This window comes from Massilia sp. MS-15 (genome assembly GCF_020176695.1).
In the GTDB taxonomy this organism is placed as follows: Bacteria; Pseudomonadota; Gammaproteobacteria; order Burkholderiales; family Burkholderiaceae_D; genus Telluria; species Telluria hydrophila.
On record NZ_JAIWIA010000004.1, the window covers coordinates 15,516 to 32,445 of the forward strand.

Annotated in this window: 19 protein-coding genes; 12 read left to right on the forward strand and 7 right to left on the reverse strand. The window is 66.5% G+C overall.

Features of this window, described 5'->3' with window-relative positions; genetic code table 11:
- Positions 1-85: 85 nt before the first annotated feature.
- From LCI23_RS02475 to LCI23_RS02505, 7 genes are all read left to right on the forward strand, one after another.
- Complete coding sequence (locus LCI23_RS02475; RefSeq protein ID WP_224943514.1) at positions 86-1,930, forward strand: aminopeptidase P family protein; 1,845 nt, start codon at positions 86-88, stop codon at positions 1,928-1,930.
- Positions 1,930-2,196 (forward strand): hypothetical protein, encoded by a 267-nt coding sequence (locus tag LCI23_RS02480; protein WP_224943517.1) that lies wholly within the window; start codon positions 1,930-1,932, stop codon positions 2,194-2,196. Before LCI23_RS02475 ends, LCI23_RS02480 begins: the two co-directional genes overlap by 1 nt.
- Before the next feature lie 10 nt (positions 2,197-2,206).
- Complete coding sequence (locus tag LCI23_RS02485) at positions 2,207-2,950, forward strand: MgtC/SapB family protein (RefSeq protein WP_224943518.1); 744 nt, start codon at positions 2,207-2,209, stop codon at positions 2,948-2,950.
- A 52-nt stretch (positions 2,951-3,002) separates the two neighbouring features.
- A complete protein-coding gene (locus LCI23_RS02490) occupies positions 3,003-3,581 on the forward strand; it encodes a DUF924 family protein (protein ID WP_224943519.1) in 579 nt (192 codons plus the stop codon).
- Position 3,582: 1 nt separating this feature from the next.
- Positions 3,583-4,413: a Rossmann-like and DUF2520 domain-containing protein gene (locus LCI23_RS02495; protein ID WP_224943520.1), complete on the forward strand. Its 831-nt coding sequence runs from the start codon at positions 3,583-3,585 to the stop codon at positions 4,411-4,413.
- Between the two features lie 25 nt (positions 4,414-4,438).
- A complete protein-coding gene (locus LCI23_RS02500) occupies positions 4,439-4,816 on the forward strand; it encodes an MAPEG family protein (RefSeq protein WP_224943521.1) in 378 nt (125 codons plus the stop codon).
- Between the two features lie 117 nt (positions 4,817-4,933).
- A complete protein-coding gene (locus LCI23_RS02505) occupies positions 4,934-5,296 on the forward strand; it encodes a hypothetical protein (RefSeq protein ID WP_224943522.1) in 363 nt (120 codons plus the stop codon).
- A gap of 7 nt (positions 5,297-5,303) precedes the next feature.
- Here the strand turns inward: LCI23_RS02505 and LCI23_RS02510 are convergent, their stop codons facing one another.
- On the reverse strand, positions 5,304-5,882 hold the full coding sequence (locus LCI23_RS02510) for a molybdopterin-dependent oxidoreductase (RefSeq protein ID WP_224943523.1): 579 nt from the start codon (positions 5,880-5,882) through the stop codon (positions 5,304-5,306).
- 51 nt (positions 5,883-5,933) lie between these two features.
- Between LCI23_RS02510 and LCI23_RS02515 the strand changes: the two genes are divergently transcribed.
- Together LCI23_RS02515 and LCI23_RS02520 are read left to right on the forward strand one after the other, a co-directional pair.
- A complete protein-coding gene (locus LCI23_RS02515; RefSeq protein WP_224943524.1) occupies positions 5,934-6,530 on the forward strand; it encodes an alpha-ketoglutarate-dependent dioxygenase AlkB in 597 nt (198 codons plus the stop codon).
- 177 nt (positions 6,531-6,707) lie between these two features.
- A complete protein-coding gene (locus tag LCI23_RS02520; protein WP_224943527.1) occupies positions 6,708-7,280 on the forward strand; it encodes an outer membrane beta-barrel protein in 573 nt (190 codons plus the stop codon).
- A gap of 256 nt (positions 7,281-7,536) precedes the next feature.
- Here the strand turns inward: LCI23_RS02520 and LCI23_RS02525 are convergent, their stop codons facing one another.
- The 3 genes from LCI23_RS02525 to rarD all read right to left on the reverse strand — a co-directional run bounded on the left by LCI23_RS02525 (position 7,537) and on the right by rarD (position 10,873).
- Positions 7,537-8,070, reverse strand: a complete 534-nt coding sequence (locus LCI23_RS02525; RefSeq protein WP_224943531.1) for a transposase — start codon at positions 8,068-8,070, stop codon at positions 7,537-7,539.
- 166 nt (positions 8,071-8,236) lie between these two features.
- The gene (gene ettA, locus LCI23_RS02530) at positions 8,237-9,904 is read right to left on the reverse strand and encodes an energy-dependent translational throttle protein EttA (RefSeq protein ID WP_224943535.1); all 1,668 of its coding nucleotides are present in this window, start codon (positions 9,902-9,904) and stop codon (positions 8,237-8,239) included.
- 84 nt (positions 9,905-9,988) lie between these two features.
- Entirely contained in the window at positions 9,989-10,873 is an 885-nt protein-coding gene (gene rarD / locus LCI23_RS02535) for an EamA family transporter RarD (RefSeq protein WP_224943544.1), read from the reverse strand.
- A gap of 167 nt (positions 10,874-11,040) precedes the next feature.
- Here rarD and LCI23_RS02540 point away from each other — a divergent pair, with 167 nt between their 5' ends.
- From LCI23_RS02540 to LCI23_RS02550, 3 genes are all read left to right on the forward strand, one after another.
- Positions 11,041-12,918: a potassium transporter Kup gene (locus LCI23_RS02540; RefSeq protein WP_224943547.1), complete on the forward strand. Its 1,878-nt coding sequence runs from the start codon at positions 11,041-11,043 to the stop codon at positions 12,916-12,918.
- Between the two features lie 113 nt (positions 12,919-13,031).
- Positions 13,032-13,493 carry an FKBP-type peptidyl-prolyl cis-trans isomerase gene (locus tag LCI23_RS02545; protein WP_224943553.1) on the forward strand — a complete coding sequence of 154 codons (462 nt, stop codon included), beginning with the start codon at positions 13,032-13,034 and terminating at the stop codon, positions 13,491-13,493.
- Between the two features lie 116 nt (positions 13,494-13,609).
- Positions 13,610-13,774, forward strand: a complete 165-nt coding sequence (locus LCI23_RS02550; RefSeq protein WP_224943556.1) for a hypothetical protein — start codon at positions 13,610-13,612, stop codon at positions 13,772-13,774.
- 7 nt (positions 13,775-13,781) lie between these two features.
- Here the strand turns inward: LCI23_RS02550 and LCI23_RS02555 are convergent, their stop codons facing one another.
- From LCI23_RS02555 to gshA, 3 genes are read right to left on the reverse strand one after another with little or no spacing between them, the layout of a single operon-like run.
- Positions 13,782-14,234, reverse strand: coding sequence for a GNAT family N-acetyltransferase (locus LCI23_RS02555; protein WP_224943727.1), 453 nt, complete (start codon positions 14,232-14,234; stop codon positions 13,782-13,784).
- A gap of 33 nt (positions 14,235-14,267) precedes the next feature.
- On the reverse strand, positions 14,268-15,275 hold the full coding sequence (locus LCI23_RS02560) for a histone deacetylase family protein (protein ID WP_224943559.1): 1,008 nt from the start codon (positions 15,273-15,275) through the stop codon (positions 14,268-14,270).
- Positions 15,276-15,312: 37 nt separating this feature from the next.
- Positions 15,313-16,911, reverse strand: a complete 1,599-nt coding sequence (gene gshA / locus LCI23_RS02565; RefSeq protein ID WP_224943729.1) for a glutamate--cysteine ligase — start codon at positions 16,909-16,911, stop codon at positions 15,313-15,315.
- Positions 16,912-16,930: the final 19 nt, after the last annotated feature.

Below are 16,930 nucleotides of genomic sequence, written 5' to 3' on the forward strand. Positions count from 1 at the left end.
ATGTCGTAGCGCAATACGTCGACGCGCCACGCCGGGGCTTTGCGGCGTATCATACGTCGCTTGGAGAACAACTGAACCACAAGCCATGTCCACCCCCGAATTCGAACAAGCCCGCGCCCAGAAACTCGCCCGCCTGCGCAGCGCGATGGCGCGCGCCGGGATCGACGCCTGCGTCGTGCCCTCGAGCGACCCGCATCTCTCGGAATACCTGCCCGGCCACTGGAAGGGCAGGGAATGGCTGTCCGGCTTCACCGGCTCGGTAGGCACCTTCATCGCCACCGCCGATTTCGCCGGCGTCTGGACCGATGGCCGCTACTGGACCCAGGCCGAGACCGAACTGGCCGGCGGCGAAGGAGCGGACCGGATCGCCCTGATGAAGATCCCGGGCGCGGCCAGCCAGCTGCACGTGGACTGGCTGGCGGCCAATGTGCGGCCTGGCCAGACGGTGGCGGTGGATGCGCGCGTGCTCGGCCTGGCCGGCGCGCGCCTGCTGGCCGATGCGCTGTCGGCCAAGGGTATCGCGCTGCGCACCGACCTCGACCTGCTGGACGAGGTGTGGGACGACCGCCCGGCGCTGCCGGCCGACCCGGTGTTCGAGCACCTGCCGCCCTTCGCCACCACCAGCCGCGCGGATAAACTGGCCGCGACCCGCGCCGCGATGGAACAGCATGGCGCCGGCTACCACGTCATTTCAACGCTGGACGACATCGCCTACCTGTTCAACCTGCGCGGCGCCGACGTCAGCTACAACCCGGTGTTCCTGGCGCATGCGCTGCTCGGACGCGCCGACGCCACCCTGTTCGTCGGCGAAGGCAAGGTACCGCCCGAGCTGCGCGCGCGCCTGGAAGCGGACGGCGTGCACCTGGCGCCCTACGCCAACGCCGCCACCGCCCTGGGCGCGCTGCCGGACGGCGCCACCCTGCTGCTCGACCCGCGCCGCGTCACCGCCGGCATGCGCGCCGCCGTCGCCGAGGGCGTGCACGTGGTGGAGGCGATCAATCCGACCACCTTCGCCAAGTCGCGCAAGAGCGAGAGCGAAGCGGCCAACGTGCGCGCCGCCATGGAGCAGGACGGCGCGGCCCTGTGCGAATTCTTCGCCTGGCTGGAAGCGGAACTGGCCGACGGCGGCCGCGCTCTTGGTGCCCGTACTTCGCTGGACGAAGTGGCGATCGATACCCATATCACGGCCGCCCGCGCGCGCCGTCCGCACTTCGTGAGCCCGAGCTTTTCCACCATTGCCGGCTTCAACAGCAATGGCGCGATCATGCACTACCGCGCCACGCAGGAGACTTGCGCGACCATCGCTGGCGACGGCCTGCTGCTGATCGACTCGGGCGGCCAGTACCTGGGCGGCACCACCGACATCACGCGCGTGATCCCGGTCGGCACCCCATCGGATGCGCAAAAGCGCGACTACACGCTGGTGCTGAAGGGCCTGATCAACCTGTCCTCGACGCGCTTCCCGCGCGGCACCCGCGCGCCGCTGCTGGACGCCATCGCGCGCGCGCCGATCTGGGCCGCCGGCATCGACTACGGCCACGGCACCGGCCACGGCGTCGGCTACTTCCTGAACGTGCACGAAGGCCCGCAGACGATTTCGCCAAGCGTGCCGCCCGACCCGCACACGGCGATGGAGCCGGGCATGATCACCTCGATCGAGCCGGGCATCTACCGCCCCGGGCGCTGGGGCATCCGGATCGAGAACCTGGTGCTGAACCAGCTGGTGGACACGACCGAGTTCGGCGACTACCTGGGCTTCGAGACCCTGACCCTGTGCCCGATCGACACCCGCCCGCTCGACCGCGCCCTGCTGCGCGAGGACGAGGCGGCATGGCTCAACGCCTACCACGCGATGGTGCGTACGCGCCTGGCGCCGCTGGTCGAGGGCGCGGCGCGCGACTGGCTGATGCTGCGCACGGAGGCGATCTGATGGCCGGCGCCCGTTCCACCCGCGCCAGCGCGGCCGTCGAGCGCCTCAAGAAGCGTACCGGGAACAGCACGTATTCGATGGCGCGTACCGGCGATGGCCTGTTCTACCTGTCGGAGGCGCCCGGCGCGCCGGCGCTGAACGCGCCGCTCGAGCTAAACGACTTCGTCGCCTTCGTCAACGGCCTCGGTCCGCAGGAGGTCAAGCGCATCAGCAAGCACGACGAGGCTTTCGAGAAGCAGCTGGTGCGCAAGAAGCCGGGAGCGTGACGCCAGGCCTATGCCCTCCAATCCCCTGCTTGCCACTTACTGGTCCGAATCCAGCGTTTACATCAATGCGCTGATCCTGCTGCACCTGGCGGGCGCGCTGGCGCTCGGCCTGCTGGTCGGCTACGAGCGCGCCTACCACGGCCGCGCGGCCGGCATGCGCACCTATGGCCTGGTGTGCATGGCATCGGCCGCGCTGACCATCCTGGCCGGCTATCCGGACGTATGGTATGGCGGCCATGCCGGCGTGCTGGCGCCGGTCGATCCGACCCGCATCATCCAGGGCGTGGTGACCGGCATCGGCTTCCTCGGCGCCGGCGTCATCATGCGCGAAGGTTTCAATATCAGCGGCCTCACCACCGCGGCCTCGATCTGGGCCTCGTCCGCGATCGGGATCCTGGTCGGCGTGGGGTTTTACCTGGCGGCGATGGGCCTGGCCTTCTTTTCGGGGATGATCATGATCTACCTGAACCGGCTGGAAACCATCCTGCCTTCGCGCCACGCGGTGGCGGTACGCATGCGCTTCAAGCCGGAAGTGATGCCGCGCGAGGATGTGCTGCGCCAGGCCGCGCTCGAGCGCGGCTACGAGATCGCCGGCAGCTCGCTCACGATCAGCAGCGATGCCGGACGCCAGGAATGGCGCTTCGTGGCGCTGGCGCTGTCGCGCAAGAGCGGCGCCTCGCTGGCCGAGCTGGCCGAGGAGCTGGCCGCGTTCGAGGGACTGGAAGCCTTCCAGCTGTCCCACGCCCGCAATTAAGCATAACAATCACAACGATAGCTTCGGCTAATCCATAATTGGGGTGACTCCAATGCAAGCACAAGACGTTCTCGATTTCTGGTTCCTGCCCGAGGGCAGCGAGGGCCATGGCAAACAGCGCATCGAATGGTTCCGCAAGGACGCCGCCTTCGATGCCGCGCTGCGCGAGCGCTTCGACGGCCTGATCAAGCAGGCGGTGGCTGGCGGACTGCGCGAATGGGATGAGCAGGGCCCGCGCGGCATCCTGGCGCGCATCCTGGTGCTCGACCAGTTCACCCGCAACGCCTACCGCGGCCAGCCGGAGTCCTTCGGCGGCGACACGCTGGCGCTGGCGGCGGCGCACCAGCTGGTGGAGTCCGGCACGCACCTGGCCCTGCCGCCGGTCGAGCGCCAGTTCGCCTACATGCCCTTCGAGCACGCGGAAGACGCGCGCATGCAGGAACAGGCGGTGACCCTGTTTACCGAACTGGCCGCCGCCCACGAGGGTTTCGGCGAAGCGCTCGACTATGCGCACCGCCACCGCGGCGTGATCGCGCGCTTCGGCCGCTTCCCGCACCGTAACCCGATCCTCGGCCGCGCATCCACGCCGGAAGAACTGGCCTACCTGGCCCTGCCCGGCGCCGGCTTCTGAGGTGGCGCCGACGCTGAACCTGGTCGGCGCCGGCCATGTGGGCCGGGTGCTGGGGCGCCTGTTCGCGTCCAGCGGCGCCTTTACGGTGCAGGACGTGCTGACCCGCGGCGCGGACAGCGCGCGCGCGGCGGTCGCCTTCATCGGCGCCGGCCGCGTATGTGCATCGGTGGAGGCGATGCGCCCGGCCAGTGTGTGGATGCTGGCGGTGGGCGACGACGCGATCGTCCCGGCCTGCGAACGCCTGGCCGCCGCCGCCCAGCTGGACGGCGCCATCGTGTTCCACTGCAGCGGCGCCAAGGCTTCCAGCGAACTGGCGGCGGCGCGTGCGGCCGGTGCCCTGGTGGCCAGCGTGCACCCGGTGCGCAGCTTCGCCGACCCGCAAGCGGTGGCTGCCGATTTTGCCGGCACCTACTGCGGCGTGGAAGGCGATGCCGCCGCACTGGCCGTGCTGGAACCAGGCTTCGGCACGATCGGGGCGCGCACCGTGCGCATTGATCCTGCCCAAAAGACGGTGTATCACGCGGCCGCCGTGTTCGCATCGAACTACCTGGTAACGGTGCTCGACGCGGCCCTGCGCGCCTACGTCGCGGCCGGGGTCCCGGAACAGGTGGCGCGCGAACTGGCGCGCCCGCTGGCAAGCGAGGCGCTGGCCAATGTGTTCCGCCTCGGACCGGAAGCCGCGCTCAGCGGCCCGGTGGCGCGCGGGGACCATGCCACGGTGGCGCGCCAGCAGGAGGCCGTCAGCCGCTGGCACCCGGCCACCGGGCAGCTGTACGAGGCGCTGGTGGCCCCGACCGCCGACCTGGCCCGCCGCAAGCGCGGCGTTTCCTGAACTTTCCTCACTGACTGGAGTTGCGATGTACCTGACTGCCTGGGCCACCCTGGCCGCCCTCGGCGTGTATTTCTGGACTGGCGTGAACGCCGGCCGCGCGCGTATCCGCCACGGCATCCCCGCGCCTTCGATGGAAGGCCCGGAAGCCTTCCAGCGTTGCCAGCGGGTGCAGGCCAACACGCTGGAACAGCTGCCGCTGGTGCTGGTGCCGCTGTGGCTGTGCGCCTTCTTCCTGGGCGATGCCTGGGCCGCCGCCGGCGGGCTACTGTGGGGCCTGGGCCGGGTGGCCTACGCGCTCGGCTACTACCGCGATCCGGCACGCCGGGAGATCGGCTTCGTGACCGGCATGCTGGCCAGTGCGTTGTTAATTGGCGGCACTGTATGGGGCCTGGTGCTGCGCTAAAGCGAAAAAAGACCACATGGAGATCGACAAAGTTCCTAGAGAGCAATAAGCTAGGACGTTGATAACCCATGCGGTGCCGCCAGCCAGGCGTCGCGGATACCAGGAGAAGGAGAGAACATGCTGTTCCTGAAGAGCACCAGTGTCACCAGGTCCCCCGGCATCTACGAAGTCGACGTCGCTGCCAAGCCGCCGGGCAAGACCTTTGGTGTGTTCCTGGCGACCGATCCGGACCATCCGCCGCAAGCCGTCCTGGCCGGCCTGGCGCAGCTTGGCTTCAAGAATACTCACCAGCAGAGCTATGTCCACAAGGACAAGGGCAAGGTGCTGGACCTGCATTTCCAGAAGGATGGCAGCGACCTGTTCAACGGCTGGAAGGCCGAGGAGTGCAGCGCCAACCTGGCCGCGATCGAGGCCCTGTTCACCGGGGTCGGCATCGCTGTCACCCCGCGCGTAATGAGCCTGGCCGAAGCCTACGCCTGAGCGCAGCTCACGCCTGTACCTCGATGTGGTACAGCGCCCATGGGCAGTTCCCGAACCGTTCCTGCACCGGCCGCGCCGCCATGTCCGGCACGCGGTCGGCGTCGTAGACGGCCCACAGGGGACCGAGGCCGCCGAGCGCCATCGGCTGGCCGTCGAGTTCGGTGGCCACCAGGTAGTTCCAGGCCCGCAGCCGGGCCATCGGGACCGCGGCGGCATAGCCATCCACTGCCCGCAGCACTACCTGCGCGGCGCCATCGGTCCGGACGCCGGCCAGGGCCAGCACGTCCACCAGCAGCGGGCCGCGCAGCGCATGGGGCTTGCCATCGTACTCCAGGGTCGGCCGGATGGTCCTGGCCGGCAAGGCCGCGACGGTGTCGAAATCCAGCGCGAACGCGCGGGTAAAATCCAGCTTCTGCTTGAACATCATCTGGTCGCGCACCGGGTCGCGCGGGCCGCGATTGCTGCGTCCGATGGCGCCGGTGATGGTCAGCAGGGCCGGCCCCCGGGGCGGGCGCGGACTGGCGGCCGAGGCCAGGGGCAGGGTGCCGGAAGCCAGCGCCGCGCCCAGGAAATGACGTTTATCCATGCGAAAATGCGTTCATGTGGAAAATCGACATCATAGGCGTGAAACCGCAGCATGGATCTGTTTTCTGAAGCCGCGGCGCTCACGCCCATCCCCATCCGCGACGGCGAGCTGGCGTTCCTGGCACAGCTGGCGCTGCCCTGGCCGAACGAGACCGTGCTGGCGCGCCTGGTCGAGGAGACCGCGTGGCGCGCGGAAACCGTGGTCGTTTACGGCAAGCGCCACCTGCAGCCGCGCCTGAGCGCCTGGCATGGCGACAAGGGCTACCGCTATGCGGGGCTGGCGCTGGCGCCCTTGCCCTTCACTCCCTTGCTCGACACGCTGCGCCGCGCCGCGCAGGCCGCAACCGGCCACGTCTACAACAGCGTGCTGCTGAACTATTACCGCGATGGCCGGGACAGCATGGGCATGCATAGCGATGACGAACCGGAACTGGGCCCGGAGCCGGCCATCGCTTCGCTCAGTTTCGGCGCTACGCGTACCTTCATCCTGCGGCACAGGCGCAGTGGAGAAACGCTGAAACTGGCGCTGACCGATGGCAGCCTGCTGTTCATGGGAGGAGCCTTGCAAGCCAACTGGTTGCATGGGATCAACAAAACAAGCAAGCCACTGGGCGCGCGTATCAACCTAACTTTCCGTAACATCATCTAACACTGTGCCTTTGTTCGGCATTTTCTGTTGTGTATATTTGACTAATCGGTCAGTAATTTACATTTTCTTACAGTTCTTACGGGATTGGGACGGTTTCGATCTTGCGTGGATGCTATCTTGGGATATCGCGATTCATACGGAATCGTGAACCAGCCAAGACAAGTAAAGGATTCACGCATGAAAAAGCTTATCGTTGCATTGATCGCTTCCGCCGCTGCCATGTCAGCGGCCCAGGCCCAGACGACTGCGCCGCGCGCCTATGTCGGTGCCGGCGTTGCCAGCGCCGATCATGCGTTCAAGCGCTCTGGCGCCACCAATGTCGATACCGAAGGCTACAAGGCTTCGGGCAAGCTCTTCGGTGGCTATGATTTCAACCAGAACTGGGGCGTGGAAGCGGGCTACACCGATTTCCGCAAGTCGGACGTGAATTACTCGATCGGCGGCGTCAATACCCGCGGCGAGACCAGCGGCCACGCCGTCTACCTGGCGGCCAAGGCCAGTGTGCCGGTCAACGAGCAGTTCTCGGTGTATGGCAAGCTGGGCGCGGCGCGCACCAAGAGTGAACTGGAAACGGTCAATGCGCTGCAAAACATGAGCCGCAGCAAGACCGAAGCCTACGGCGCGCTGGGCGCGGAGTACCGCCTGAACCAGAACGTGTCGCTGATCGGCGAATACGAGCGCTACGGCAAGAGCAAGGATGTCGGCGCCAAGGCCGACGTCTGGACCATCGGCGCGAAATACGCCTTCTGAGCCTGACGGCAACCAAGGAAAAGGCCCTGCGGGTAATACCGTTCAGTTAAGCAGTGCTGGGAGTATTTGTACGGTGGGCGGGGGAATCTAGTCCAGTGGACTAGATTCCCGCCCACGCGGTCAACCAGCTGCGAAATCATCACGTACGGCTATCCATCGGCTAACTATCACCGCGTGGGCGGCGTAGCCGCCCACCCTACGCCCCCTTAACTGAACGGCATTCAGGCCCTGCGGGGCCTTTTTTCTTGTCCGTGTACTAGAGCCGGGCAAAGCCCTGCGATTGTGGCCGCAGTACCCAGGGCGGCACGATCAGCTCCGGCGCCGGTGCCGCATGGCCGGCGTTGACGAAGCGGTGCAGCGAAGACCAGGGCCAGTCGCGCGGGTGGCTGCAATGGCCGTGGCGCACGGCGTCCAGGTGGGTGTAGTCGACCAGTGCCGCGTACTCCTCGTCGTCGCCGACGCGGTAGTGCTGGTAATGCCGCTCCCAGATGCTGCCATCGCTGGCATGCGGCACCGCGGCCTTGCGCAGCGCTTTCGAGAACGCGATCTTGACCGCGCGCCAGCGGCTGGAACAGTCATGGTCGCCCGGCGGCAGGGTCCACATGGCATGTGCATGGTCCGGCAGCACGACCCAGGCATCGACATGGAAAGGCTTGCGGGTGCGCGCCAGCCGCATGGCTTCACCAAAGGCGGAGATATGGTCTGTGAGCAAGGTGCTGCCACGTTCGAGCAGGCGCACCGTAAAAAAGAATGTCCCACCCGGGACGCGGTTGTGGCGGTAATCAGTCATGGGTTCCGTCAGTCCGCGCCTTGCAAAGGCAACGGACATCCAGGCCAACCGGCCCTCATCGCAAGGATTCTACACACCGCCTCGGGCTTGCCGCGTTCGTTTCCGCGCGAAAAAAAATCCCCGCGATGCGGGGATTTCCTTTACGAAACAAACGCTTGGGTGATGCTCAGGTGGTCAGCGGCTTGTAGCGGATACGCTTCGGCTTGGCGCCTTCCTCACCCAGGCGCTTCCTCTTGTCGGCTTCGTATTCCTGATAGTTACCGTCGAAGAAGGTGACTTGCGAATTGCCTTCGAAGGCCAGGATGTGGGTCGCGATGCGGTCCAGGAACCAGCGGTCGTGCGAGATCACCATCACGCTGCCGGCGAACTCGAGCAGGGCGTCTTCCAGCGCGCGCAGGGTTTCCACGTCGAGGTCGTTCGACGGTTCGTCCAGCAGCAGCACGTTGCCGCCCTGCAGCAGGGTCTTGGCCAGGTGCAGGCGCCCGCGTTCGCCGCCCGACAGGTTACCGACGATCTTCTGCTGGTCCGAGCCCTTGAAGTTGAAGCGGCCGAGATAGGCGCGCGACGGCATCTCGAAGCGGCCCACGCTGAGCAGGTCGGCGCCGCCGGTGACGTCCTCGAACACGGTCTTGTTGTTGGCCAGTTCGTCGCGGCTCTGGTCCACCAGCGAGACCTTGGCGGTCTTGCCGATCACGACTTCGCCGCTGTCCGGCTGCTCTTTACCCGCGATCATCTTGAACAGGGTCGACTTGCCGGCGCCGTTCGGGCCGATGATGCCGACGATCGCGCCCGGCGGCACGGTGAAGGACAGGTTGTCGATCAAGAGGCGGTCACCAAAAGCCTTCGAGACGTTCTTGAACTCGATGACTTCATTGCCCAGGCGCTCGGCCACGGGAATGAAGATCTCCTGCGTCTCGTTGCGCTTCTGGTATTCGAATTCGCTCAGCTCGTTGAAGCGGGCTAACCTAGCCTTGGACTTGGCCTGGCGTGCCTTCGGGTTCTGGCGCGCCCATTCGAGTTCCTTGGCCAGCGCCTTCTGGCGCGCCGATTCGGTCGCTTCTTCCTGCTTCAGGCGCGCCTGCTTCTGGTCCAGCCACGAGGAATAATTGCCCTTCCATGGGATGCCCGAACCGCGGTCCAGTTCCAGGATCCATTCGGCGGCGTTGTCCAGGAAGTAGCGGTCGTGGGTGATGCCCACCACGGTGCCCGGGAAGCGCAGCAGGAACTGCTCCAGCCACTCGACCGATTCGGCGTCCAGGTGGTTGGTCGGCTCGTCCAGCAGCAGCATGTCGGGCTTGGAGAGCAGCAGCTTGCACAGCGCCACGCGGCGCTTCTCGCCGCCCGACAGCACGCCGATCTTCTGGTCCCAGGGCGGCAGGCGCAGCGCGTCGGCGGCCATTTCCATCTGCAGGTTCAGGTTGCCACCGTCGGCCGCGGCGATGATCGACTCCAGGCGCTCCTGTTCCTTGGCGAGGGCGTCGAAGTCCGCGTCTTCTTCCGCATAGGCGGCATACACGGCTTCCAGCTTGGCCTGCGCTTCAAACGCTTCGCCCAGGCCGGATTCCACTTCCTGGCGCACGGTCTTGTCCGGGTCGAGCTGCGGTTCCTGCGGCAGGTAGCCGATGTTCAGGCCCGGCATCGGGCGCGCTTCGCCCTGGATGTCGGTGTCGATGCCGGCCATGATCTTGAGCAGGGTCGACTTGCCCGAGCCGTTCAGGCCCAGCACGCCGATCTTGGCGCCCGGGAAGAAGGACAGCGAGATATCTTTCAGGATTTGACGCTTTGGCGGGACGATTTTGCCCACGCGGTTCATGGTATAGACGTAGTTGGCCATGTTTTAACTCTGGTGTTGAATCAAGGTGCAGAGGATACGACAGAACCCGCGCGGGACACAGGTTTTTGTGTCCCGCAGGGTGCGTCATGCTTTCCTGTCAGGCAGCTTGCGGCTGCGCCACAGGCCTTCGCCCGCGAACAGGGCCAGCGCGGCCCAGATCATCAGGAAGCCGACCAGGCGGTCATTGTCGAAGTGCTCGTGGAACAGCCACACGCCCAGCAGGAACTGGAGGGTCGGCGACAGGTATTGCAGCAGGCCGAGGATCGACAGCGGGATCCTGCGGGCGCCGCTGGCGAACAGCAGCAGCGGAATCGCCGTGATCGGCCCGGCCGCGGCCAGCAGCAGGCGGGTGCCGTCCGAGGCCGTATTCAGGAAAGCATTCTCGCCGCTCATGCTCAGCCAGGCCACATAGGCGGCTGCGAACGGGAACAGCACCATGGTCTCGAAGGACAGTCCCTCGAGCGCGCCCAGGGCCGCGGTCTTGCGTAGCAGGCCATAGCCGCCGAACGAAGCGGCCAGGAACAGCGCGATCCAGGGAACCGAACCGGACTGCCAGGTCAGCCAGCCCACGCCCAGCGCGGCGATCGCGATCGCACCCCACTGCACCTGGCGCAGGCGCTCCTTCAGGATGAGGTAGCCGAACATGATGTTGACCAGCGGGTTGATGAAGTAGCCGAGGCTGGCCTCGATGACATGGCCATTGTTCACTGCCCAGATATACGCCAGCCAATTGGTCGAAAGCAGCAAGGCGGAGGCGACGAAACTCCAGAACACGCGCGGCTGGCGTACCTGCGCCAGCCAGCCCCACTGGCGCCGGAACGCCAGTACGACCAGGAGAAAGGCCAGCGACCACAGCACCCGGTGCGCCAGGATCTGCACCGGCGGCACTTCGCCGATCGCATGGAAGTAAATAGGGAACAGGCCCCAGCACAGGAAGGCCAGGGCGGCGGACAGGATACCGGAACGCATGGAGAGGGAAGGGGGGCGATTGCTAGGTCGCCATTATCCCCGATGCGCACAATCTCTGCAGACACGGTCGGCGTTTCCCGCCGCGCGCACCTTAGTGCAGAATGTACTTGCAATTTCCTTTCCTCTAATTTATGGTGCGCTGCACCAAATCCTCGTACGGGGCAAAATTGAGTACCCAAAATAAAAAAAGCAGTGTTGCAGCGCTCACGCTGGCAGCCGTCGGCATCGTCTACGGCGACATCGGCACCAGCCCGCTCTATACCCTGCGCGCGATCTTTGACCCGGAACACGGCCTGCCCCTCACCACGCCGAACATCCTCGGCATCGTGTCCCTGATCTTCTGGAGCCTGACGATCATCGTTTCGCTCAAGTACGTGACCCTGGTACTGCGTGCCGACAACCGCGGCGAAGGCGGCATCATGGCGCTGATGGCGCTGGCCACCACGTCGGTCAGCAGGTCCTCGCGCTGGCATTTCCCGCTACTGGTCATCGGTGTGCTGGGGGCTACCATGTTCTACGGCGACAGCGTGATCACGCCAGCCATTTCGGTGCTGGGCGCGATCGAGGGCCTGGAAGTCGCGGCGCCCGGCATGTCGCACTATGTGGTGCCGCTGGCAGTGGTGGTGCTGGTGCTTCTCTACAGCGTGCAGCGTCATGGCACCGCCGGCATCGGGCGTTTCTTCGGGCCGGTCATGCTGGTCTGGTTCATCGCGCTGGCCGTGATGGGCGTCATCAACATCGCCGAAGCGCCGGTGGTCCTGAACGCGCTCAATCCCTGGCACGCGCTGCGCTTCATGCTGGATAACAAGCTGCTCGCCTTTGTCGCGCTGGGCGCGGTGGTGCTGGCGATTACCGGGGCCGAAGCGCTGTACGCGGACATGGGCCATTTCGGTCGCAAGCCGATCCGCCTGGCCTGGTTCGCGATCTGCTTCCCGGCGCTGGCGCTGAACTACCTTGGCCAGGGTGGCCTCCTGATCAATGACCCTGGCGCGGTCGAGAATCCTTTCTTCCACCAGCTCGGCACCTGGAGCGTGATCCCGCTGGTGCTGCTGTCGACCATGGCGGCCGTGATCGCCTCGCAGGCGACCATTTCCGGCACCTATTCGATGACGAAGCAGGCGATCGCGCTGGGCCTGCTGCCGCGCATGCGGATCCTGCACACGTCGGAAAGCGAGATCGGCCAGATCTACATCCCGGCGGTGAACTGGGCGCAGCTCGCCATCGTGCTGATCGCCGTGATCGGCTTCGGTTCCTCGGACGAGCTGGCCGGCGCCTACGGCATCGCGGTCACCGCCACCATGATGGCGACCACCATCCTGACTTTCTTCGTCACCCGCTACCGCTGGCACCTTCCGCTGGCGCTGTGCCTGGGCGCGACCGGCTTCTTCCTGGTGATCGACATCTTGCTGTTCTCTTCGACCACGCTCAAGCTGTTCCATGGCGGCTGGTTCCCGCTGCTGCTCGGCAGCGTGCTGCTGACCTTGATGCTGACCTGGAAGCGGGGGCGTGAGCTGGTGTTCGAGAACCTGGAAAAGCACGCGATCCCGCTGGACGCCTTCATGGATTCGCTGTTCGTGGCGCCGCCGGCGCGCGTGCCAGGTACCGCACTGTTCCTGCGCGGCGAAAGCGATGGCGTTCCGCATGCGCTGCTGCACAATCTCTCACACAATAAGGTGTTGCACGAGCGTGTGGTCTTCCTCACGGTGCACATGCGCGAAGAGCCCTGGGTGCCGGCAGAGGAACAGGTGGACATCGTGGAACTGGGCCACAACTGCTTCCAGCTCAACGTCGAGTACGGCTTCAAGGACGAACCGGACATTCCGGGCATCCTGCGCCAGTGCGGCGGCCTCGGTTTGCGCTTCGAGATGATGGAGACGTCCTTCTTCATCGCGCGCCAGACCGTGATCTCGACCCCGGGACGCGGCATGGCGCCGTGGCGCGAGCACCTGTTCGCGATGTTGTCGCGCAATGCGCGCGCCGCCGCCGACTACTACCAGATTCCACCGAACCGGGTGATCGAACTGGGCACCCAGGTCGAGATCTGAACCTGGCCCGACTTACAAAAAAATACAAAGGCTGGACACACAGTGATACTGCCGTAGGGTAAGGTGCGTGGTTTCAAGGTTTACATTTTCCCGCATCTACCCGAAGGATTAACATGAAGCTGAAGTTCCCCCTGATCGCCGCCTTTGTCGCCATCCTGAGCCTGACCGCCTGCGGCGGTGGCGGCGGTGATTCCGGCGCCGAGGTCGTCAACCCGAACAACCCGACCACCCTGGTCAAGACCGACAACGCGCTCGGCACCGGCGCCGAAGCGACCGCCGGCAAGCACGTCGCCGTCAGCTACATCCTGTGGCTGTACAGCGCCTCGGCCGCCGACCACAAGGGCACGCGCCTGGAAAACGGCAGCTTCTCCTTCGACCTGGGCGCGCCAGGCATCATCGACGGCTTCCAGCAGGGCGTGACCGGCATGAAAGTGGGCGGCAAGCGCACCGTCGAAGTCCCGGCCAGCCTGGCCTACGGCGCGCGCGGCGGCAACGGCATCCCGCCCAACAACGGCCTGGTGTTCGAAATCACCCTGACCTGCGCCGGCACCTCGGCCCAGTGCAAACTGCCTTGATGTAAGGCGCGCCGGGACACGCGTCCCGGCGCAGCGCGCACTCCTGCGCTGGCGCACACGCCGGCCTCGCCGCATGGCCGATGCTGCAGGTTCCAACGACCTGCACATCCGCCGCCATGCCCCGCCTTTCTTTCCGCCTTTCCTTCCTGTCCCAGCTGGCCACGCCGGTCCTGGCTTGCCCGCGCCCGACGACCCTCCAGGAAGAGCCCGATTATTGGCTGCTGCTGGCCGCCCTCGTGCTCTATGCCGCGGGAAAATTCGCCATGCACCGGCCACATTGATTCCGCATCAGCGCAGCATGTCGATGTGCAGGATGCCGTCCTCATCGTAGGGCGCCGACACGGTCCGGAAACCGAAGCCCTGGTAGAAACGCTCCAGGTACTGCTGGGCGCCGATGCGGATGCGGTGGCCCGGATACAGGGCTTCGGCCCGCGCAATTCCTTCCTGTAGCAGCGCGCGCCCGGCGCCCAGGCCGCGCGCGGACCTGGCCGTGATCACGCGGCCGAGCGACATTTCCTCGTACTTCACGCCCGGGCCGAGCACGCGCAGGTAGGCGGCCAGGCGCCGCACGCCGTCCACGCTGTGCCAGCCGAGCAGGTGGTGGGCGCGCGGGTCGAGGCCGTCGATGTCGGGGTAGAGGCAGGTCTGTTCGAGGATGAAGACATCCTGGCGCTGGGCCAGCACTTCGTACAGGTCGGCGGTGCTGAGGTCGTTGAAATGGGAAAACTGCCAGTCGATCATGGTAAGCAAGGGTAAGGCCGCGTGGCGCGAGGCTCAGGCGGCGGTTTCGAAACCTTCGAGGATGTGCACGGCGCCGCTCCCGTTCCCGCCTTCGAACACGAAGGCGGCCGGCAGGCCCAGGTGCGCGAGCCGTTCGCCGATGCGCAGGCAGTCGCCGCCCTGCAGGCCGAAGGCTGGTCCCAGGCCGCCGCCGAGCGAGACCACCAGCGCCTCGGGGCGGAACATGGCGAGCTTGAGGCAGGCGCTTTCCAGCGCCGCGTGCCAGGCCGCGGCGCCGCAGCCGCGCGCCAGCGGCAGGTTCATGGTGGTGCCCAGGCCCGCGCCGGCCCCCTGTTCGCCGGCATGGCCGGCATAGTAGGGGTAGTCCCGGCGCGGGTCGAGGTGCAGCGACACGAACAGCAGATCGGCACGTTCATGGAAAATGTCCTGGGTGCCGTGGCCGTGATGGGATGCGAGGTCGAGGATCGCCACCCGTCCCAGGCCGTCGTCCAGCAGGTGCTGGGCCGCCAGCGCCGCATTGTTCAGGAAGCAGCCGCCGCCGAAACCGGCGGCGCGCGCATGCTGGCCGGCCGGGCGGGTCAGCGCGAAGCTGGCGCGCTCGCCCACGCGCAGCGCATGGGCGGCATTGATGGCGCAGTCGGCGCCCTGCCTGGCCGCGCGCCAGGTGCCGGCGCCCAGCGGCGTGCAGCTGTCGGCGGCGAACAGCCCGAGGCGCGCGATGAAGTCCTCCGGCTCCGCCGCGCCGGGCGCGCCGCATGGCGGCCAAATCCGGGCCAGCAGCGGGGCCGGCAGTGCCTCGCCGTGGTCCGGCCCATATGCGCTCCAGTCGCTCCAGGCGCTGCGCAGGAAGTGCAGGTAGCGCGGCGCATGCACGCGCTCGAGCGAGGCCAGCGACACGGCGTGCGGGGTGACGATGCGCCCCAGTCCGCGGCGCTCGAGTTCGGCCAGCGTCAGGCCGACCGCAGCGGCTTGCCCGTCCCATGGCGCGGCGCCGGCGCAGGCCGGCTGCAGGCCGTGGTGTTCGTTGTAGAACGTGAGCATGCGGCGCGGGTGGCGGTAGCAGCGGTGGCGGGCACGCTCAGTGGTGGTTGCCGCACAAGGTGCTGCTGTTGTAGGCCGCGACGAAGTCGTCGAAGCTGCCGCTGTCGCTGCGCTCGATCTGCGCCTGTTCCTCCAGCGACTTGCGCGCCATCTCGTCGAACAGCGCTTCCTCGGCCGGCATCAGGGGGCTGTCACGGAAGCTGGCCGCATGCAGCTGGCTCTGGCGCAGCCCGAACGCTGCCGCCGAGCCCAGGCTGCGGATCTCTTCCAGCACCCGCGCCGACGGGGTCAGTGCCGGATTGGTGATCTTGGCCTGCTGCAGGTCGAGCGAGGAAGTGTGCACATCGCCGTCGTTGTGTTCCTGGTCCAGCAGCCGGGCCAGCGGGCGGATGCGCTCGACCAGCTCCAGCGCCCAGTCCCTGAGCGGCAGCTCGGCGCCATCGCGGGTAAGGGTCAGGCCTGGATCGCGTCCCTGCTTCACGGTGCGCGCGAAGTTGCGCGCATGGACCTGGCCTTCCTCGGGGCTGATCGGGGGGCTTTCCTCGAGCGCGCAGAACAGCAGGAAGGCATCCAGGAAGCGGCCCGTCTCGAGGCTGATGCCGACCGGTTCGAACGGATCGACATCCAGGCAGCGCACCTCGATGTACTGCACCCCGCGGTTGCACAGCGCCTGCACCGGACGCTCGCCGGTGCGGATCACGCGCTTCGGCCGGATCGTCGAGTAGTACTCGTTCTCGATCTGCAGCACGTTGGTGGACAGCTGGATCCATTCGCCGTCCTTCCGGGTGCCGACCGCCGCATACGGTTCGTAGGGCGTGTTCACGGCCGACATCAGGCTGGTGACATAGCTTTCCAGGCTGTTCTCGTGCGGACGCAGGCCGGACTGGGCATCGTTCTGGTAGCCCAGGTCGCTCATGCGCAGGCTGGTCGCGTAGGGCAGGTAGAGGGTGTCATCGGACAGCGTCTCGAGCTGGTGCGGACGGCCGCGCAGGAAGCTGGTGGTCAGGGCCGGCGTGGCGCCGAACAGGTACATCAGCAGCCAGCTGTAGCGGCGGAAATTGCGGATCATCGCAATGTAGCTCTCGGACTGGAAGTCGCGCAGCGCATGGCGGCGCTCTTCCACGATGCCTTCGCTGGCAGCCACCAGCTGCCACAGCTTTTCCGGCAGCGAGTAGTTGTAGTGGATGCCGGCGATGCACTGCATCGCCTTCCCGTAGCGCAGCGCCAGGCCGCGCCGGTAGACGTGCTTGAGCATGCCCAGGTTGGACTTGCCGTACCAGGCGATCTCGATTGCTTCTTCCGGCGGCAGCTCGCCCGGCATCGACACGCTCCACAGTATTTCGTCGCCGAGGCGCGCGTGCGCATAGCGGTGGATCGCGTCCAGGTGGTTCAGCACGGTCGAGATGTCGTGTTCGGCCGGGGTGATGAACTCCAGCAGGGCCTCGGCGTAGTCGGTGGTGATCTGGGCATGCGTCAGTGCCGAACCGAGCGCGCGCGGATGCGGGGTGCGCGCCAGGTGGCCGTGCCGGTCCACGCGCAGGGTTTCGCGTTCGATGCCGCGCAGGCCCTGGCCAAGCAGGGCGCGGTGGTCCTCGTCGTCGAGCAGGGCGAGGCGGCGCTGCAGTTGGTTCGACACTGGTTGATTCGACACGGGT

What these genes read in the sequence shown, in the direction of transcription:
- rarD (WP_224943544.1), bottom strand. Translation starts at nt 10,873, where the DNA reads ATGCGTTCCGGTATCCTGTCCGCCGCCCTGGCCTTCCTGTGCTGGGGC.
- LCI23_RS02480 (WP_224943517.1), top strand. Translation starts at nt 1,930, where the DNA reads ATGGCCGGCGCCCGTTCCACCCGCGCCAGCGCGGCCGTCGAGCGCCTC.
- LCI23_RS02560 (WP_224943559.1), bottom strand. Translation starts at nt 15,275, where the DNA reads ATGCTCACGTTCTACAACGAACACCACGGCCTGCAGCCGGCCTGCGCC.
- LCI23_RS02505 (WP_224943522.1), top strand. Translation starts at nt 4,934, where the DNA reads ATGCTGTTCCTGAAGAGCACCAGTGTCACCAGGTCCCCCGGCATCTAC.
- LCI23_RS02545 (WP_224943553.1), top strand. Translation starts at nt 13,032, where the DNA reads ATGAAGCTGAAGTTCCCCCTGATCGCCGCCTTTGTCGCCATCCTGAGC.
- LCI23_RS02555 (WP_224943727.1), bottom strand. Translation starts at nt 14,234, where the DNA reads ATGATCGACTGGCAGTTTTCCCATTTCAACGACCTCAGCACCGCCGAC.
- LCI23_RS02510 (WP_224943523.1), bottom strand. Translation starts at nt 5,882, where the DNA reads ATGGATAAACGTCATTTCCTGGGCGCGGCGCTGGCTTCCGGCACCCTG.
- LCI23_RS02550 (WP_224943556.1), top strand. Translation starts at nt 13,610, where the DNA reads ATGCCCCGCCTTTCTTTCCGCCTTTCCTTCCTGTCCCAGCTGGCCACG.
- LCI23_RS02500 (WP_224943521.1), top strand. Translation starts at nt 4,439, where the DNA reads ATGTACCTGACTGCCTGGGCCACCCTGGCCGCCCTCGGCGTGTATTTC.
- ettA (WP_224943535.1), bottom strand. Translation starts at nt 9,904, where the DNA reads ATGGCCAACTACGTCTATACCATGAACCGCGTGGGCAAAATCGTCCCG.
- LCI23_RS02515 (WP_224943524.1), top strand. Translation starts at nt 5,934, where the DNA reads ATGGATCTGTTTTCTGAAGCCGCGGCGCTCACGCCCATCCCCATCCGC.
- LCI23_RS02490 (WP_224943519.1), top strand. Translation starts at nt 3,003, where the DNA reads ATGCAAGCACAAGACGTTCTCGATTTCTGGTTCCTGCCCGAGGGCAGC.
- LCI23_RS02525 (WP_224943531.1), bottom strand. Translation starts at nt 8,070, where the DNA reads ATGACTGATTACCGCCACAACCGCGTCCCGGGTGGGACATTCTTTTTT.
- LCI23_RS02520 (WP_224943527.1), top strand. Translation starts at nt 6,708, where the DNA reads ATGAAAAAGCTTATCGTTGCATTGATCGCTTCCGCCGCTGCCATGTCA.
- LCI23_RS02485 (WP_224943518.1), top strand. Translation starts at nt 2,207, where the DNA reads ATGCCCTCCAATCCCCTGCTTGCCACTTACTGGTCCGAATCCAGCGTT.
- LCI23_RS02475 (WP_224943514.1), top strand. Translation starts at nt 86, where the DNA reads ATGTCCACCCCCGAATTCGAACAAGCCCGCGCCCAGAAACTCGCCCGC.